The organism is Solemya velum gill symbiont, assembly GCF_002020255.1.
Classification (GTDB): domain Bacteria; phylum Pseudomonadota; class Gammaproteobacteria; order Chromatiales; family Chromatiaceae.
On the sequence record NZ_MPQG01000027.1, the window covers coordinates 1 to 18,040 of the forward strand.

The following is an 18,040-nucleotide window of genomic DNA, read 5'->3' on the forward strand; positions in this document are numbered from 1 at the left end:
CTGAACAATCGTCCCCGAAAATGTCTTGGCATTAAAACGCCCAATCAAGTATTTTTCGGGATTAACCCATCCGTTGCACTAGTGAGTTGAATCCGCGAAGGATATTAACAGGGACATCTCGTGAAAGTGAAGTGGAACTACTCAGTGATGCTGTCGCCGATGCTGTTTGGCTTATTCGCGCTATTGCTGCGTTTGTATAACCTCGATGAAAAATCGATCTGGATGGATGAGGCTTTTACCTCTTATCACTCTACTTTTTCAGCCTATGAGCTCTGGACCCAGTCCATAACAACCAAGCCACCACTATATTATCTTCTGACATCTCTTTTCTGGTCACCAGGTGATGGGGCTTTTGCGCTGCGTCTGCCTGATGCAATTCTCGGCTCCATCAGTGTCATGCTTTCCTGGTATCTCGGCAGGGCGATTGCAGGTGATCGGGCTGCTTTTGTGCTGGCCCTTTTTGTGCTTTTATCAGATGTGAACCTCTTTTATAGCCAGGAGGCACGGCACTACATACTGTTGTCGGTCGGCTGGCTACTGTTGCTGTTGTCATTGGTGCAGATGGTCAAGTCGAGTGACAACAAGGACAAGCCGTGTCGGTCACACCTGGTGCTGATGGCTGTTGGCGCCATTATAATGGTGCACTCACACCCGATTGCAATGCACTACCTGGTTGCAAGCGGCATTGCATATTTTTCTGCCTTGTTTATTCGGCCAGGATGTAACAGGCGTTTTTTCTATCAACCGGTAATAGTTGTACTGCTGGCAGGAGTGAGCGTGCTTCCATGGCTGCCGGTGGGGTTTGAAAGTGCTTCGACCAACTTCAACTGGTTGAAGCAACCAGGTGCAGGAAAGGCGCTTTTTGAATACATGATGCTGTTTGGAAGCAGTAGCCTGGCATTTCTGGCAGGCAAGAAGTTTGCATTTGTTGTGAGTCTGTTTCTTGTCGCGCTATCGGTAACAGGTATTCTTTACTGGCTTGTTCGTCGTGACAGGCGCACTGCGCTTCTGTTGATTCTCCTGATGCTTCTTCCACCTCTTCTGATCTGGTTGACTGGCTTTTTTGAGCCCATGTACATGCTGCGAACCATCATGCCATCGCACTTGATTGCAATGACAGGCCTCGCACTGGCTATGACAGTAATCAAGGCAGGATGGCTTCGGATAGCCGGGGTTGCAGTTCTCACCGTTGTTCTGGGGGGCTCTTCCTATGGCTATTTATCTCATTACAAGAAAGAAGCATGGGCCGAATTGAGCGTTCAGTTGAAACAGACTGTTTCAGCTGGTGCAGCAGTACTGGTCTGTGAAGAGTATCTCTATCATCCGCTCTATTTTTATCTGCATGAAGAGATGCCAGCCGTGATTGATCTCAATCACCGCAAGCGCAGGGTACGAATCAGGCAGACTCCTGCAGATCAATGGCAGCCCTTATACTTGCAGCCGGGTAACAGGCCGCCAGGTGTCATTCATGTGATCGGAAGATATGGTCGTTGTGCCGGGCGTATGGAGCAGGATCTGTTTGCCATAATGGGTAATGAATACAAGGTTATTGACCATTGGCAGGGGTATAAGATCAGCATGGCGACATACGAAATTAATGCGAATATATACACAAGATGAAGAATAGCAATCCTATAAGTGCAAACAGTTTTGTCGCCGCTTTTTTAAGGAATGAGTGGTACAAGCACTTCTACGATAATGTTCGCTCACAATTCGATGAAATTGTTACCAACCCGGATGTAAATGACCCCAAGCAAAACTATATACGGCGTCATCTTTTATGGCGTCTGAGAACTCCGTTACTGCGCGAAATACCCCGGGATATTGAATGGCAGATCATCGACATCAGTAATGATGAATTTGGTGACATGAAGATTATCCGTGAATCTGGTTGGTGCAAGGTCTTCGGTCTTAACAAAACACTGGCCCAGGCTGCTGATATATATGTTTCCGGGCTACCTGAAGAGCAAGGAGTCAATTTTGAGAAGGTAGATAAAATCAGAGAATCAATCGGATCATTTGACTTCAGCAATAAGCTGATTTGTATTGCGATTGATCCTGATTCACCGCGTACCCTCATAGAAGGGAATCATCGGGGCCTTGCTTTTCAAATTCACAAATTGAGATCAGGGACAGCGGATCATATTCCAAAAGAGATTATACTTGGCACCAGCAAGAATATGCGTCAATGCGCATGGTTTTGCCAATAGTGCTATACAGGGAAGAGGGTGTGTACGCAGATCTCATTTTGGCTAATCAATTAGTGAAGGTCTGTTTAACTACGTTCTGCCTCAAGCATGTAATCATGGGATTCTGATTCATCCGCAGTCCCTGCAAGCAGTTTGAGCATCAGTTCACATGATGCTGGTGCGAGTACCACGCCGTTGCGGAAATGTCCCGCGTTGATATAGAGGTTCTCGTATTCGGGATGACGTGCGATGTAGGGTACGCCTGATGGTGAGCCGGGTCTCAGGCCTGCCCATTGCAGTTCAACTTCATACTCCTTGAGTATCGGATACCGGTTCGTGACAACGTCATATAGTTCAGCTTCCGCATCCTCCGTGGTCTGCTTGATAAAACCGCTGTATTCAACGGTACTGCCGAACAGGATGCGTCCATCCTTTCTCGGGATAGCGTACCTGTCTTCCCACAGGGTGATGTGCTTGATCAAATCAGGCGCAGTCTTGAACAGGATCATCTGTCCACGTACAGGTTCAATAACCGGAATCAGGTCGCTGAACAGTGAGACGAGTTGAGCGGTCCAGGCACCTGTGCAAAGGATAATGTTGTCGGCATGCAAAATGCCCTTGCTGGTTTCCACGCCAGTTACCTTGCCACTGTCGGTCACCAGGCCATGCAGTTCATGCTCTTCAAGTAGCTCAACGCCAAGCCTGATGATGGTTTCTCTCATCGATTTTGCAATGCGCGGATTGCGTACCTGTGCAACATCCGGCATCCAGATTGCACTCTCGGTATCTGGTGCAAACTCAGGTTCCAGTTCGCTGATTTCATCTTTCGGGATGCGTGACAACTGCTTGTGGTTTTTAGTGGCCCATTGCAGGGCATCCTGCTCTTTATCAGGTGCAATGGTGAGCATGCCGCTGATGAGATACTCGGGATCAATGCCACTGGTCTCCAGCAGGTAGTCAGTCAATTCGGGGTAGAGCGCCTGTGAACGGCTTGCGAGCCGGGTTACGCTTTCCGGGTAGCGCCACGGGTAGAGTGGTGAGACGATGCCGCCACCGGCCCAGGTCGATTCGCGTCCGGCAAGTTGACGATCGATTAGTGTTACATCAGCGCCTTGCTGTCGAAGCATCAGGGCGGTCATCATGCCGATGATGCCGCCGCCTGTAATGAGATACTGCATAGTGAATCCGTTAAGAGATCAGGTTAGGCCTGCTCAATGAGCTGACGCATGTTTTTCGGTAGAACAAAAGTGACATCCTCACGCATACCATCGATGGTTTCCACAACGGTTTGTGTCAGTGTGCCGAGATGTGCAATGACATTGTCAACCAGCACTTCGGGAGCGGAAGCACCTGCTGTAATACCGACTGATTCAACTCCATTCAGCCACTCCTCGCGGATGTCCTCTGGCCCATCTATCAGGTATGCATTAACGCCTTCCTTCTCTGCGAGTTCACGCAGGCGATTGGAGTTTGAACTGTTTGGAGAGCCAACGACCAGTACGAGATCACAGCTGCTTGCCAGCTTGCGTACTGCATTCTGGCGGTTTTGCGTGGCGTAACAGATATCGTCTTTCTTCGGGCCGTTGATGTTCGGAAAGCGCTCTTTGAGCGCTTCGATGACGGTTTTGGTGTCATCCATCGACAGGGTGGTCTGGGTGACATAGGCGAGTTTGTCAGGATCTTTCACCTGTAACTGGGCAACGTCCTCCGCTGTTTCAACCAACAGCATATTGCCGACCTTGTTGTCATCGTTATTGCACAGGTATTGCCCCATGGTGCCCTCGACTTCGGGATGTCCCCTGTGACCGATCAGGATGACGGTGTCGCCCTGTTTACAGTGTCGTGCAACTTCCATGTGCACCTTGGTGACAAGAGGGCAGGTGGCATCAAATACCTGCAAGCCACGGCGTTTCGCCTCTTCTTGTACCTCTTTGGCAACGCCGTGAGCAGAAAAAATGACCGTACCATTGTCAGGCACATCATCGAGTTCATCGACAAACACTGCACCACGTTGCTTTAGACCATTGACGACAAAGCGGTTATGCACCACTTCGTGGCGAACATAGATGGGTGGTTTCAACAGATCGAGCGCCTTTTCGACAATCTCGATCGCGCGGTCGACACCTGCGCAGAAGCCACGAGGATTGGCGAGCAGTATCTTCACATTGCCCCCCCGTTTTGTACCTCGAGAATCTCCACCTTGAAGATGACATCCCTGCCAGCGAGCGGATGGTTGAAATCAACCGTGACAATGCCATCCTCGACCGACTGGATTTCACCTGGCGCCTCGGCACCGTCGTCTGCGCTGAAGGAGATGATCTGACCGGGTTCCGGCTGCAGGTCATCAGGAAAGTCGCTCAGCGGCAGTTCACTTACGAGTTTGCTGTCACGAGGACCGAATGATTCCAGTTCATTGAGAATGCGCTCATGCTTGTCGCCCTGTTTGAGCCCGAAGATCACCATCTCCAGGGTCGGCATCAGGGTGCCGTCACCCATCTGAAAGTGTGCAGGCTCCTCGCCAAAGGTGGAAATCGCCTCGGAACCATCGGTTAGCGATAGCGAGAAGTGCATGGTGACGATGCTGCCAGTAATGATTTCCGGCGGCTGATTGATGTCGTTACTCATTCTGTAGTCCAGTACTCTTCCTCAACGCCTCTCTGCTTGTTGACGTCACGCGCCATCATGAAGAGCAGATCCGAGAGCCGATTGAGATATATTGTGACCCCGGATTCTACCTTTTCCTGCGCCTGAAGGTGCAGGAGATCGCGTTCAGTTCGCCTGCACACTGTACGTGTACGGTGCAGTTCGGCTGCTCCACGGCAGCCACCAGGCAGGATAAAGTTTTTCAGTTCAGGCAGTTGCGTCTCAAAACGATCAATTTCCTGTTCCATCCATTGGATTTCTGCCACACCCGGTGCATGTCCTTCTGTGAGCGCCAGGCTGGCGCCAATACCGAACAGGTGCTGTTGAATCTGTTTCAGGGTATCGACCCTTTTATACGCCTGTGCAGAACGTAGCTTTAGAGTGGCAATGACGACGCCTATACAGGCATTCAGCTCATCGATTGAACCAATAGCCATGATACGTACGTCACTTTTCGCTCGTCGTTCACCTCTTGCGAGCGAGGTGGTGCCGTCATCACCGGTTTTTGTGTAGATACTGATAATCCTCTCCAGTTTACGTATTTTGTTCCGGATATGTCCGGAAAGGTGAGTAATTTACAGTGTTTTCCATGCAAATGTCAGTTTTGCTCAGAACTGGAGGTTGAATCCGGCAATTCCACTGATGCCTGCTCCCTTGTAACCTGCCACGGGTTCATAGCTGATATCACCCAGGTTGGTCACCTTGCCATACAGTGTAAGCGTGTCACTCCAGCGATAGTGGCTGCCGATATTGACCAGGGTATAGGCGGCCATTTCAGTGCTGCTGTACGTCACCGGGCTGATATCGTAGCGCTTACCGGTATAGTGCACCTGGAGCCAGTGTGAGAGACGGTCTGTCTGGGCGAAATCGATCATCAGGTTGGCCTGGTGAAGCGGACGGCGCAGCAGTGTTTCACCGCTATCATTATCGATTGCGTCAGCGTAGCTGTAGTTGAAGTTAACCGAGGTGCGCCGGTCGGCTTGCCAGTTCAGCGTGATTTCAGCGCCATTGATATTGGCCTTGCTGATATTCTCGCTGGTACTGTTGTGATCGAGATCGTAGGTCGTATGGATCAGGTTTTTGAACTCTGTTCGGTAGAACCGTATTCCAGCCTTGATAGCAGGCTGTTTAAACTGGTATTCAATACCGGCTTCGAGCGTTTCGCTCTCTTCCGGGCGCAGGGCGGGATTACCCCGGTATGCCGTACCATAATTTGTTGGTGAAAAGCCGTACAACTCGTTCAGTGTCGGGGCCCTGAAGCCAGTGCCAGCAGCAAAGTGCAGGCGACCACGCGCATCAGCAAATGACTGGTTTGCTGCCAGTCGCCACGTGGTATGCTGGCCAAAGGCATCATGCCAGTCGCTGCGCAGGCTGCCGGTAATCGAGAGCCCCTGTTTTCCCTGCCACTGATCCTGCAGTGCAAGGCTGAGGTTATTTGTATCGGCATGAGTTGACTCATCGATAACAAAGTCGCCATAGATTGAACCGTAACGAGAGGTTCCGGAACTGCGCATGGCTGTGTTTGTCCAGTTGCTAATCAGGCTGAGTATGTGCTCTTCACGGGCAAAATAGTTTAGCCTGGTTTCCAGCTCTTTCCTGGTGCCGTCGAAGCTGTTTTTGATGAAGTTTTCTGTTGGCAGTTGTCGCGAGTTGTCGGAATCACGTTGCGTGGAGAGATATCGAAGCGAAACCGATGCGTCCCACTCTGCATGCTGCGGGCGATGGCTGAGGTTGAGCTGCGCACCTTGTTCACTACTCTCAATACGCCAGTCCCTGTCTTCAAACAGCCACTCGTCTATCTCGTTCATGCTGTGCTTGCTATAGGCCAGCAGGTTGATTGCCGTGGTGTCGCTGAGTTGCCAGCCAAGTTTGCTTGTCAGGCGGCTGTTTCTGAAACTATCATCCTCTACCGCTTGACTGGTGTTGCCATACTCCGCTCTCTGTAACACGCTGGTCTCACCATCCGACTGCTGGTGTGCCAGTGACAGCAGGTAACTGAATCGATTTTTCCTGCCACTGACAGATAATCCTGATTCAAGATGTTCATTGCTGCCGGCAGCAAGCTGAAAGCTGCGTTGAGATCTCTGTAGTGGTTTTTTTGAAATCATATTGATCACGGCACCAGCTGCAGCAGAGCCGTAGAGAGTGCTGACAGGCCCGTAGACAACCTCGATGCTGTCAATGCTGTCGACACTCAGTGTTGAGAAATCAAATGCACCGGCAGGTGACGAGGGATCGTTGAGCACCATGCCGTCCAGCATCACCAGTGTATGGTTTGAATTGGTGCCACGTGCAAACAGTGAGGTGGTTTGTCCGGCGGGACCATTGGTGGCGAAGGTGATGCCAGGGAGACGACGCAGTGCATCGGCGACGTGGGTGTCCCCATGCTTTTTCATCTCCTCGCTGGTGACTACCAGGGTTGTACCGGGAGATTGGTTCAATGGCGTTTCGTTACCGGTTGCCGTGATGACGATGAGGAGTTCATTATTGGTTGCAAAAGCCAGTGCGGGTAACAGCAGGGCTGCAAGCAGAAGGGGAGTACGCATAACATGTTCCAGGTGAGGGACGCCCACCGCGTCCTGAAAAAATAACGACAGGAGTGTGTTCCTGTCACCTATTTGCCAGGCCGGTCTCCGGACTCATCGCTAAACGCGATTTACCGTTGCGGGGGCAGTGTTGGCATCTCACCAACTTCCCGATTATCCCTGTTACCAATCTTTGAAGACGGCAGTTGAGGGCACCTGACAAGGAGGCGAATGCTAGGTGAATTACTTCAGTGGGTCAAGAAAATGGATGTTATCTGCTTGTTAGCCGACCAGGAACAGAGACAGAAGCAGGTAGGAGAGGGAGGCAACCAGGAGAGTGACAACTGTCATCTGCAGGCCGAGGCAGAAGCCTGGTTTACGGATGCGGCATGTTTTCATGAAGCCCATTGAGACTGTCCGTTGAGGTGTATTATCAGTTGCTTATATTCTCATAAAATCGCCCTCATCTCAATTAAAAATATCACAAAAAAACACAGACAAAACAGATACTTACAATGATTATGGATTGTGCGACGCACAAATGCAGGGCGCTCTGTGAGGAGTGTCAGGCAGGCTTGTCCGGAATAGTGGGATTTGGTATCAGGGTGTCGATCCAGTGTTCGATCTCAGACTCGGCATCCTGCATGATCTGCGGATCACGCATTACGTGCGTCATCATGCTGATGCCCTGCGCACGTGACAAGAGTTGCATCGCGTGGTGGCGGGAGTGTTGTGCTGAATGCCCCATCGCTTCGAACTGGTACCTGAAGTAATCGAGCAAACGACGGAACATACGCCCGGCATGCGCTTGCAGTTCGGGCTGTTCTTTACCAAGTTCCATATTGATGCTGCCGATAGGGCAACCATACAGTGAGGTTGCCTCGTGTCCTGCAATCAGTACCTTGACGAAACGCTTCAGTCGCTCCTGTGGTGTTTCGTATCTCTGATCCCAGTCATTCAACATCTTCTCGATGTTGCTCATCCTGTGTTCCAGGGTGGCGAGAAGAATTTCGTCCTTGGTGCGGAAGTAATAGTAGATATTTCCGCGCGGGACGCCCGAGGCGTCGACGATGTCGGTAAAGGAGGTGCGGTTGTACCCACGGCGGTAGAACAGACGGTTGGCTGTCTGGATAATCTTCTGTTTTGTGCGTTCGCTTTTTTTAATCACACTGCAACTCGTCGTGGAAAGAAGCTTGTAATGATCAGCTGTTAGCCAAATCTGTCATGCCAGTATAGGTGATGGCTGTTATCTATATCAAACCGGGCAGCAAACCCGAGACACTTGCAGTGTATCCGGAATGGTATGATGGCAATGGTTTAATTCAGTCTGGACGAGGTCATATGTGTGGTATCTGTGGTGAGTTGCGTTTTGATGGTCAAGCAGTAGAGGAGCAACGCCTCACTGACATGCTGTCGCGTCTTGAACGTCGCGGGCCGGATGATGCCGGCACACTCAGAAAGGGAACACTCGCCTTCGGACATCGACGACTCTCGGTCATTGACCTGACCGATCGTTCGCACCAGCCAATGGTTGACGAGACACTCGGCCTGGCCATTGTTTTCAATGGTGCAATTTATAACTACATTGAGCTGCGTGCCCAGCTCCAGGGCATGGGTTACAGCTTCTTCTCTGGTGGTGACACCGAGGTCATCATCAAGGCATACCACGCCTGGGGTGAGCAGTGCGTCGAACGTTTTCACGGCATGTTTGCCTTTGTGATTCACGACTCGCGTGATCAAAGCCTGTTTGCTGTGCGAGACCGTTTTGGCATCAAGCCGTTTTACTACTCGCATGATCAGCGGCGCTTCCGTTTTGCCTCCAACACGCAGGCGCTTTTGGCTGCCGGCGATATTGATACCTCGCTGGATGCAGAAGCACTCCATTTCCAGTTCACCCTGCATGCGGTGGTGCCAGCTCCACGCACTGTCATCAGTGGTATCCGCAAGCTTGAGCCGGGACACCAAATACGCATCACTGCGAATGGTGAAATCAGCACTGCAAGGTACTGGCATCTCGATGCAACCAGGCTGCCACAGGCTCTGAGTGATGACGAATGGGTTGAGGCGATTCATGCAGCGCTACGAACAGCCGTGCAGAGGCGTAACGATGTCGCCGATGTGCCAGTCGGTGTATTACTTTCCGGCGGTTTGGATTCAAGCCTGCTGGTCGCCTTGCTGGCGGAACTCGGCATGGAGGATATTCGTACTTTCTCAGTCGGATTCGAGGATCAGCCGGAAGAGAAGGGCAGCGAATTTGAATATTCGGACCAGGTGGTGGATCGTTACCAGCCACGACATCACAAGTTCCTTGTTCCAAACGAGGAAGTGTTGAAACGCCTGCCGGAAGCAGTCGACAACATGGCTGAACCCATGTTTGGACAGGATGCGGTCGCTTTCTACCTGTTGGCCGAACAGGTTTCACAACAGATCAAGGTGGTACAGTCAGGACAGGGTGCCGACGAAGTGTTCGGTGGCTATTTCTGGTATTCCCGCATGCTTGCCGAGAGTGAGGGATCGCGTCTTGATCGTTTTCGAAAGCACTATTTCGATCGCGACAATCCCGAGTACTTGCGCATGATGAATTCTCCATGGCATACCGGTGATATTACTGGTGACTATGTAGCGGATGCACTGAATGCTGCGGATGCGGATACTTTTCTTGACCAGGTTTTACGCCTGGACGTGACCACCCTGATTGTCGACGACCCGGTCAAGCGTGTCGATAACATGACCATGGCGTGGGGGCTTGAGGCACGCGTACCTTTTCTTGACCACGAACTGGTCGAACTGGCCGCGCGCTGTCCACCGGAGACACGTCTCAAGGAGGATGGAAAATATCTGCTCAAGCGCATCGCCAGGGGAATCGTTCCCGATTCGGTGATCGACAGGCCCAAGGGCTACTTTCCGATGCCTGCGCTCAAGTACGTACGTGGTGAATTTCTCGAATTCATGCGTGATATCCTCGATTCACAGTGCTGTCGTGAACGTGGCTTGTTCAGTCGTGACTATATCGATATGCTGCTGGCGGCACCGGAGATGCACCACACCAGGATCCAGGGCAGCAAGTTGTGGCACCTGGCAGTTTTCGAATACTGGCTGCAACGTCAGGGTCTTTAGGGTTGAATTTGTGGCTGACAGGCACGATAGTAGAATAAAATTTATTAACACAGTTTTTTACAGGAACGCAGAATGGACGTATTGGACAGAATCAAAGAGCAGGTCGAGTCAAACCCGATCATTATCTATATGAAGGGCACGCCCCAGTTTCCACAGTGCGGTTTCTCGTCACGTGCAGCTGCAGCGCTGCAGGATTGCGGTGTGAAGTTTGCCTATGTCAACATCCTGGCTGATCCTGAAGTGTTCGAAAACCTGCCACGTTATGCCGACTGGCCGACATTTCCGCAGATCTATATTGACGGAGAGCTGATTGGTGGCTGTGACATCACCCTCGAAATGCACGAGAGCGGTGACCTGCAAAAGATGGTGGAAGAGGCTGGCAAGAAGTGGCCGGCAGAAGAGGACGCCTGATTCCAGGCATCCTCCCTGTTATGAAGTTGCACCCTGCTCGGATGACTCCGGTGCCTTGTACCATGAGAGCTTGTCGTGCAACTCGACCACTTCCCCGACAATAATCAGCGTCGGTGGTTTTGGTTGCTCGCGTTCAACAATTTCCACGATTGTCTCAAGCGTACCGGTAAAGACGCGCTGCATGTGCGTGGTGCCCTGTTGTACCAGCGCAGCAGGTGTGTCCGGTGAACGTCCGTGCTTCTGCAGTTCGCGTGAAATCACCGGAAGACCCTTGAGGCCCATGTAAAAGACGACCGTCTGGTGCGGTTGTGCCAGCTGCTGCCAGTTGAGATTCATGCTGTTGTCTTTCAGGTGCCCGGTAACAAAGGTGACCGATTGCGCATAATCCCTGTGTGTCAGCGGAATACCTGAATAGGAAGCGCAACCCGATGCTGCAGTAATACCGGGAATAACCTGGAAGGGGATTCCCTCTTCGGCAAGCGTGTCAATCTCCTCACCGCCGCGTCCGAAGATGAAGGGATCACCGCCCTTGAGGCGCACCACGCGCTTGCCTTCCTTCGCCAGTCTTGCCAGCAGCTTGTTGATCTCCTCCTGGCGCATGGCGTGGTTATCACGCTCTTTACCAACATAGATACGCTCGGCATCGCAACGTGTCATATCGAGAACCGGCTTGGCGACGAGTCGATCATAGACAACCACATCAGCCTGCTGCATACAGCGCAAGGCGCGGAAAGTGAGCAGGTCAGGATCACCAGGGCCGCCACCGACGAGGTAGACTTCGCCCATGCCCGGATTAGGATCAGCTGTTTCCAGGGCCTTTTGCATGGCTGCATCAGCCTCTTCCATGTGTCCGGTAAAGACACGCTCGGCAACACCGCCCTGCAGGATAGTGTCCCAGAAACGACGGCGGTCCTTGGGGTCTGAAAAGAGCTGTTTGACGTTATCGCGATAGAGACCGCAGAGCTCAGCAAGGCGGCCATAGCCTGCAGGAATCAGGGATTCGAGACGCGTGCGAATCAAGCGTGCCAGCACCGGAGAGGCACCGCCGGTTGAAACGGCTGCAATAACCGGTGAGCGATCGATAATAGAAGGCATGATGAAGCTGCCGTTTTCGGGATTGTCGATTACGTTGACCGGGATGCCTTGTTCCTGGGCATGTTTTGCTATCTCTGCATTTGTGGATTCGTCATCTGTAGCCGCTATGACTAACGTTGCATTGTCGAGATCGGCATCCTTGTATTCACGCGCATGGTGCTCAATCTTGCCGTTGTCGGCGAGCTTCTGGTTGGATGCCGAAAGTTGAGGTGCAATGACTGTTACCTTGCCACCTGCTCGCAGCAGCGAGGCAATTTTGCGCGTGGCGACATCACCGCCGCCAATAACAACGCAGCTTTTCTCCTTGATGGAGAGGAAGATAGGTAAAAAATCCATACAGAATCCCGTGGGAGATGAGTCAGGTTTGCCTGATAAATATCAGTAAAGTATAATATACCGCTTTCTCGATTAATAGAGTTGCTCTTACTCGTATGATGACGATTGAAGAGATAGATGCGGATGAGCTCAAGCGCCGTATGGATGCCGAAGATAATTTTGTCCTTTATGACATCCGTAGCGAGGCCGAGGTTGCGCAGGGTATTTTGCCCAATTCGGAGTTTTTGCCCATGCACCTGATCCCGCTGAAGATGCAGGATTTTCCCGATGACAAGGAGATTATTCTCTACTGTCGCAGCGGTGCGCGCTCATATCATGCATGTGCTTATCTGATGCAGCAGGGGATCTCCAACGTGATTAATCTGCGTGGCGGTATCATCAGTTGGGCGCATAGTGGCTATGAAATCACAACACGTGCTGCATAAAAGACAGGTGGTAAGCACTGGTTAATTAACAATTATTTTCAAATAACACTGCAGTGCAGCATAAAAATTGACTTGCGTTCTTCGGTGTTTTTGAATATAAGAACATACTACGATTCAATTACAACGCCCTGACCTGGAGGTTTCCAATGGCTGATTTTGATGAAGAACTCGACGCAAGCGGACTGAACTGCCCACTGCCTATCCTGCGTGCAAAGAAAGCACTGACCGGAATGGAAGCAGGCAAGGTACTGCACATCATTGCGACTGACCCGGGTTCAGTAAAGGATTTTGAAGCTTTCGCCAAGCAGACTGGTAACGAGCTGATGGAATCAAGTGAAGAAGGCGGTAAATTTCACTTCCTGATGAAGAAGACTTAATTGATATAATTAAAATTTCCGACGGAGGAGTAGAACAGTGGAACAGAAAAAATTAGCAATTATCGCAACCAAGGGTACGCTTGACTGGGCATATCCTCCGTTCATTCTTGCATCAACAGCTGCAGCACTCGGCTACGAAGTCCAGGTTTTCTCAACATTCTATGGTTTGCAGCTGCTGAAGAAAGATGTCAGTGGCCTCAAGGTCAGCCCGCTGGGCAATCCTGGCATGCCAATGAAGATGCCTTTCGGACCCCAGTGGTTCAAAGATATCAACTGGAACATCCCGAACATTATCCAGGCTAACGTTCCTGGCTATGAGTCGCTGGCAACTGTACTGATGAAACAGACAATCGCCAACAATGGCGTTGCGTCTATCGCTGAACTGCGTGAACTGTGTCAGGAGGCCGAAGTTAAATTCATTGCCTGCCAGATGACAGTTGAGCTGTTTGGTTTTGATCACTCTGACTTTATCGATGGAATCGAGTATGCCGGCGCTGCCGCATTCTTCGAATTCGCCGGTGAAAGTGATATCTGCATGTATATTTAATTCATCCCCCCTATATACATGCTCTTCGGACGCCACCTCACAAGGGTGGCGTTTTTTTTGTACAGGATGTACTGTATGCCGGTCGGTAAATGCTCCTGCATCGCCGACATTCCCTACATCCATGTAGGTCACGGTGACATGGATGTCATGGAGCGGCGAATGTAGATTGCAGCCATGTGTGATCAAGCGCTATGATCACTAAAATAATCCATAACAATATAAATGGGAGCACCCGATGAATTCTGAAAAAGTCATTTTCAGCTTCTTTATCGTCCTGGCGCTGACGCTTAACTTTGGTTTTATCCTCGGCGACATAGAGAACCCGGCCCACCACCCAGTCTACGAACTGTTTGCTGTCATCGTGGTGAACCTGATCGCGACCATTCTCAAGTTTGGTGACAGAACGCAGATGGGGGCAGTATTGCTTTCAACCAGCCTGGTTGCTGTGCTGCAGCTGATTGTTGCTGCAGTCATCTGGGCAGTGGTTGTCCACGGCATGAATCAGCCACTCTCCAGTGCCGTCATGGTTAGTATCGTTTCTCTCTCGGCGGGCGCCTTCCTTGCCAATATCATCTCGGTTGTCCTGCTGCTGATAGAAACAGTCATCATACGCCGCTAACAGGCTATGAGCATTTATCATGGATAGTATCGTCTATCTCGTCTTCAGGAGCATGCGTCAGCCACTGCTGACGCTGCTGATGGTGTATACCGTCGCTGTGCTGGGTATGGTGCTGATTCCGGGGCAGGATGCCAGTGGAAATCCATGGCACATGGATTTCTTTCACGCCTTCTATTTTGTCAGTTTCATGGCAACGACCATCGGTTTTGGCGAGATTCCCCACGAGTTTACTGATGCGCAACGTATGTGGGTTTTGCTCTCTCTCTACGCGACAGTAATTGCCTGGATCTATGCACTTGGTATCCTGCTTGCCCTGGTTAAGGCAGATGCTTTTCAGATGGCGCTGACAACCAACCGTTTCAGCCGTCGAGTGAGGAAAATCTCGGAACCCTTTTATCTACTCACCGGCTATGGTGCAGTGGGTAGTGAATTGTGTCGCGACCTGACCGACCACCACCAGCACGTTGTGGTTGTGGACAAGGACCCTGAGACGATTTCGGCGCTCACTCTACACAATCTGCGTGCGGATGTGCCGGCTTTCATCGGCAATGCTGCAGAACCTGACACGCTTGTGCGAGCGGGGCTCAAGCACCCAATGTGCTCAGGTGTGGTTGGCCTGACCAGCAGTAACCTGGTGAATCTCAAGATTGCCTTGACCAGCAAGTTGCTGAATCCGACCAAGCAGGTGATCTGTCGCGCAGACTCGGCCACCATTGAGGCCAATATGGAGTCCTTTGGAACGGATTATGTTGTAGATCCATTTGAAACCTTCTCGACGCATCTATCAATGGCATTGCAGGCCCCCGGTCTTTACCTGTTGCGCCAGTGGCTCAGCAGTCTGTCGCATGCGCCCCTGACAGAGCCCGTCTACCCACCAAAGCACGGCAAGTGGATTCTCTGCGGATTCGGCCGTTTCGGCAAGGCAGTATACGAAATTCTTGTTGACGAGGGGATCGAGGTTACCGTGATCGAGGCAACGCCGGAGAAGACGGGCAGTCCGCATACAGATACGGTAACTGGTCGTGGCACTGAGGCGGAAACCCTCAGAGAGGCCGATATCGAGAATTCAGTTGGTATTATCGCCGGAACTGACAATGACGTAGATAACCTCTCGATTATCATGACGGCGAAAGAGATCAATAGTGACCTGTTTGTCATCTTGCGCCAGAACAAGCGCTCAAACCAGTCGATAGTCGATGCAATCAGTGCAGATATCGTGATGCACCCAAGTCACATCATTGCCAGCAGGATTCGCATGCTTTTGGTTACGCCAATGTTGCACCACTTCATGGATCTGGCACGTAAGAAGGATGACGACTGGGCGTGTGAACTTGTCAGTCGAATGATCGCTATCAGTAGTGACAGGGTGCCGGATGTATGGGAACTGAGTGTCGACTGTAACGAGGCAGAGGCGGTCTGCAAGGCGATTGAGTCAGGCACGCGTGTGACGGTAGGCGATCTCGCCAGCAGCCCATCTGAACGTGAAGAGCAACTGCCCATGATTGCCCTGCTGATCGAAAGTGAAGGGGAGTTCATTTTGCTACCTGACGCAGGCAGGGAACTGAAAACATGGGATCGGATTCTGTGGGCCAGTAGCCCCGCTGTTCGTAACCGTATTGACTGGACACTGCAGAATCCTGTCGTGCTCGAATATATCCTCACCGGGGAGGTCCAGCCACGTAGTCCCTTGATGCGTTTTTTTAACGGAAAGAAAAAAATCCCTGCCGGATTGAACTAAACTCAAAGTTGACTTGTCATATTAGTAACTGGCGAGTTCGGCTCTGGGTGGCTCCACCGAATAATTGCCAGTTGTGACTCCCCTTTGACTCAGTTCGCCAGTGTGCCGGTTGCTCGGTACGCTGGCTTTTTCTTTATGCATGCACTAAAAATGTGCAGTCGTGTAAGAAATGCACCAATATAGTGCAACATCCCTCCCTAATATGGCCTATCCTCCTGATTCGTTAGCTGGCATGTTTATTGCTAATAAAGCCCTCTAACAGTTATTCATTTATTAGGGAGTGATTCATGTTATCCAATATTCGCATCTGGGGCCTACTACTTGCCCTGGGTTTTTCGGGAACAGCAGCCGCTGACACCATCAACAGTGCCAATACTTCCTGGATACTGACTTCGACGGCCCTTGTGCTGTTCATGACCCTGCCCGGACTTGCACTATTTTATGGCGGCCTGGTACGCACCAAAAATGTGCTTTCTGTACTGATGCAGTGTTTTTCGATTGCAGGTATCTCTTCAATTCTGTGGCTGGTGATCGGTTACAGCCTGGCATTTGGCGAGGGTGGGGATTACATCGGTGATTTCAGCAGGGTCATGATGGCTGGAATTGATCGCGAATCACTGTCAGGTGATATTCCGGAAGCGCTCTTTATGCTGTTTCAGATGACTTTTGCAATCATCACCCCGGCCCTGATCGTCGGTGGTTATGCAGAGCGCATGAAATTTTCCGCAATGCTGATATTCAGTGCCCTGTGGCTGCTGTGTGTCTATGTACCTGTGACTCACTGGGTGTGGGGCGGTGGCTGGCTTTCAAAAATGGGTTTTTACGACTTTGCCGGTGGTGCAGTGGTGCATATTACGGCAGGTGTTGCGGCCCTGGTTGCAGCGATTGTCATCGGTCCGCGCAAGGGCTTCGGAACCACTGCAATGCCTCCACATAACATGACCATGACTGTGACTGGTGCGGGTATGCTTTGGGTTGGCTGGTTCGGATTTAACGGTGGTAGTGCGCTGGCATCAGATGGCAATGCGGCCATGGCGATGCTGGTTACGCATATCTCTGCTGCAACCGGTGCATTGACCTGGGGTGCGATTGAATGGATCAAGCATGGACGTCCAAGTGCACTTGGTGCAGTCACCGGAATGGTGGCTGGACTTGGTACCATCACCCCAGCATCCGGTTTCGTTGGTCCTGGTGGCGCACTGGTTATCGGACTGCTTGCCGGTGGAGTCTGTTACTCGGCAACGATTACTCTCAAACAGGTTCTGAAAATCGATGATTCTCTTGATGTCTTCCCGGTGCATGGTGTGGGCGGTATGCTCGGCATCTTCATGGTCGGTATTTTTTCAGCGACCAGCCTTGGTGTATTCAGCGGATACGGATTTGCTGAAGGCATAGAAAGCATGGGTGGGCAGGTCGGTGTACAGTTGATCGGTATGCTTACCACCATTATCTTTACTGCGGTTGTCACCTGGCTGCTGTTGAAGGTGACAGGCATTCTTACATCCGGTCTTCGGGTTACGCCTGAAGAGGAGATTCAGGGCCTTGATATTGTGGCGCACGAGGAGCGTGGCTACGATATCTGACCTGTCGTGATGTGAAAAAACGGGGCTGGGGTCGAGATGTCGATTCCGGCCCTTTTTCTTGCGTTTAATGCTTGGGGCGATTCACTGGTAGTAGCAGGAATTGCACTACACACCATGGCTTGGCTCGCCATGTCTTCGCCTGATCGCTCAAACCACGGCGCTACAGGGAACTTACTCACTGCGTTTATTCAGACACCCTTTCGCTTGATCCGTGGCTTTGAGCTGGCTTCGACAGCGACGGACCAGGCCATGGGGTGCAGCGCCAGATGCATCCTGCATATAAGAAAAACTTTGCCCACCCATAAATAATAATGCGACGCACAAGTCTGCGTGTTAATGATCCTCCCCCAATAAGTTGGTCCACCCTTATGATGAGAAAAACGGAGGACCAAAAATGGGAATCAAGCGACACAAACCGGAAGAGATCGTCCAGAA

General features: G+C 51.3%; 18 protein-coding genes and 1 riboswitch. Of the genes, 11 read left to right on the forward strand and 7 right to left on the reverse strand.

What is annotated here, in order from left to right:
* The first annotated feature begins 120 nt into the window (after nt 1-120).
* Together BOW06_RS12420 and BOW06_RS12425 are read left to right on the forward strand one after the other, a co-directional pair.
* Nucleotides 121-1,620, forward strand: a complete 1,500-nt coding sequence (locus BOW06_RS12420) for a glycosyltransferase family 39 protein (RefSeq protein ID WP_078459049.1) — start codon at nt 121-123, stop codon at nt 1,618-1,620.
* A complete protein-coding gene (locus tag BOW06_RS12425) occupies nt 1,617-2,210 on the forward strand; it encodes a hypothetical protein (RefSeq protein WP_078452896.1) in 594 nt (197 codons plus the stop codon). The genes BOW06_RS12420 and BOW06_RS12425 overlap by 4 nt, the downstream gene beginning before the upstream one ends.
* A gap of 65 nt (nt 2,211-2,275) precedes the next feature.
* Here BOW06_RS12425 and thiO read toward each other — a convergent pair whose 3' ends face one another.
* Genes thiO through BOW06_RS12450 form a run of 5 tightly spaced genes read right to left on the reverse strand, consistent with a single transcriptional unit; the run spans nt 2,276 to nt 7,378 of the window.
* Entirely contained in the window at nt 2,276-3,367 is a 1,092-nt protein-coding gene (thiO, locus tag BOW06_RS12430) for a glycine oxidase ThiO (RefSeq protein ID WP_078454822.1), read from the reverse strand.
* 23 nt (nt 3,368-3,390) lie between these two features.
* A complete protein-coding gene (gene ispH, locus BOW06_RS12435) occupies nt 3,391-4,353 on the reverse strand; it encodes a 4-hydroxy-3-methylbut-2-enyl diphosphate reductase (protein WP_078455067.1) in 963 nt (320 codons plus the stop codon).
* Nucleotides 4,350-4,814 carry an FKBP-type peptidyl-prolyl cis-trans isomerase gene (locus BOW06_RS12440; RefSeq protein ID WP_052132337.1) on the reverse strand — a complete coding sequence of 155 codons (465 nt, stop codon included), beginning with the start codon at nt 4,812-4,814 and terminating at the stop codon, nt 4,350-4,352. Before BOW06_RS12440 ends, ispH begins: the two co-directional genes overlap by 4 nt.
* Complete coding sequence (locus tag BOW06_RS12445; protein WP_305953071.1) at nt 4,811-5,407, reverse strand: cob(I)yrinic acid a,c-diamide adenosyltransferase; 597 nt, start codon at nt 5,405-5,407, stop codon at nt 4,811-4,813. The genes BOW06_RS12440 and BOW06_RS12445 overlap by 4 nt, the downstream gene beginning before the upstream one ends.
* Before the next feature lie 33 nt (nt 5,408-5,440).
* Nucleotides 5,441-7,378 carry a TonB-dependent receptor plug domain-containing protein gene (locus BOW06_RS12450; RefSeq protein ID WP_078454824.1) on the reverse strand — a complete coding sequence of 646 codons (1,938 nt, stop codon included), beginning with the start codon at nt 7,376-7,378 and terminating at the stop codon, nt 5,441-5,443.
* Between the two features lie 61 nt (nt 7,379-7,439).
* Nucleotides 7,440-7,592, reverse strand: a riboswitch (cobalamin riboswitch).
* Here BOW06_RS12450 and BOW06_RS12455 point away from each other — a divergent pair.
* The gene (locus BOW06_RS12455; RefSeq protein WP_043118726.1) at nt 7,589-7,768 is read left to right on the forward strand and encodes a hypothetical protein; all 180 of its coding nucleotides are present in this window, start codon (nt 7,589-7,591) and stop codon (nt 7,766-7,768) included. (Overlaps the previous riboswitch by 4 nt.)
* Nucleotides 7,769-7,922: 154 nt before the next feature.
* Here the strand turns inward: BOW06_RS12455 and BOW06_RS12460 are convergent, their stop codons facing one another.
* Nucleotides 7,923-8,525 carry a TetR/AcrR family transcriptional regulator gene (locus BOW06_RS12460; protein ID WP_052132339.1) on the reverse strand — a complete coding sequence of 201 codons (603 nt, stop codon included), beginning with the start codon at nt 8,523-8,525 and terminating at the stop codon, nt 7,923-7,925.
* A gap of 173 nt (nt 8,526-8,698) precedes the next feature.
* Here BOW06_RS12460 and BOW06_RS12465 point away from each other — a divergent pair, with 173 nt between their 5' ends.
* On the forward strand, nt 8,699-10,474 hold the full coding sequence (locus BOW06_RS12465) for an N-acetylglutaminylglutamine amidotransferase (RefSeq protein ID WP_078452897.1): 1,776 nt from the start codon (nt 8,699-8,701) through the stop codon (nt 10,472-10,474).
* Between the two features lie 72 nt (nt 10,475-10,546).
* Nucleotides 10,547-10,885: a Grx4 family monothiol glutaredoxin gene (grxD, locus tag BOW06_RS12470; RefSeq protein WP_043118727.1), complete on the forward strand. Its 339-nt coding sequence runs from the start codon at nt 10,547-10,549 to the stop codon at nt 10,883-10,885.
* An 18-nt stretch (nt 10,886-10,903) separates the two neighbouring features.
* Here grxD and cysG read toward each other — a convergent pair whose 3' ends face one another.
* Nucleotides 10,904-12,316: a siroheme synthase CysG gene (cysG, locus tag BOW06_RS12475; RefSeq protein WP_043118728.1), complete on the reverse strand. Its 1,413-nt coding sequence runs from the start codon at nt 12,314-12,316 to the stop codon at nt 10,904-10,906.
* 95 nt (nt 12,317-12,411) lie between these two features.
* Between cysG and BOW06_RS12480 the strand changes: the two genes are divergently transcribed.
* The 6 genes from BOW06_RS12480 to BOW06_RS12505 all read left to right on the forward strand — a co-directional run bounded on the left by BOW06_RS12480 (nt 12,412) and on the right by BOW06_RS12505 (nt 17,605).
* On the forward strand, nt 12,412-12,741 hold the full coding sequence (locus tag BOW06_RS12480) for a rhodanese-like domain-containing protein (RefSeq protein ID WP_043118731.1): 330 nt from the start codon (nt 12,412-12,414) through the stop codon (nt 12,739-12,741).
* Between the two features lie 146 nt (nt 12,742-12,887).
* Nucleotides 12,888-13,118 carry a sulfurtransferase TusA family protein gene (locus BOW06_RS12485; RefSeq protein ID WP_043118732.1) on the forward strand — a complete coding sequence of 77 codons (231 nt, stop codon included), beginning with the start codon at nt 12,888-12,890 and terminating at the stop codon, nt 13,116-13,118.
* A 37-nt stretch (nt 13,119-13,155) separates the two neighbouring features.
* Entirely contained in the window at nt 13,156-13,665 is a 510-nt protein-coding gene (gene dsrE2 / locus BOW06_RS12490; protein ID WP_043118734.1) for a sulfur carrier protein DsrE2, read from the forward strand.
* Between the two features lie 235 nt (nt 13,666-13,900).
* A complete protein-coding gene (locus BOW06_RS12495; RefSeq protein WP_043118736.1) occupies nt 13,901-14,284 on the forward strand; it encodes a DUF6394 family protein in 384 nt (127 codons plus the stop codon).
* Between the two features lie 19 nt (nt 14,285-14,303).
* Nucleotides 14,304-16,022, forward strand: coding sequence for a potassium channel family protein (locus tag BOW06_RS12500; RefSeq protein ID WP_078454825.1), 1,719 nt, complete (start codon nt 14,304-14,306; stop codon nt 16,020-16,022).
* Nucleotides 16,023-16,309: 287 nt separating this feature from the next.
* The gene (locus tag BOW06_RS12505) at nt 16,310-17,605 is read left to right on the forward strand and encodes an ammonium transporter (protein ID WP_078452891.1); all 1,296 of its coding nucleotides are present in this window, start codon (nt 16,310-16,312) and stop codon (nt 17,603-17,605) included.
* The last annotated feature ends 435 nt before the right edge of the window (nt 17,606-18,040 follow it).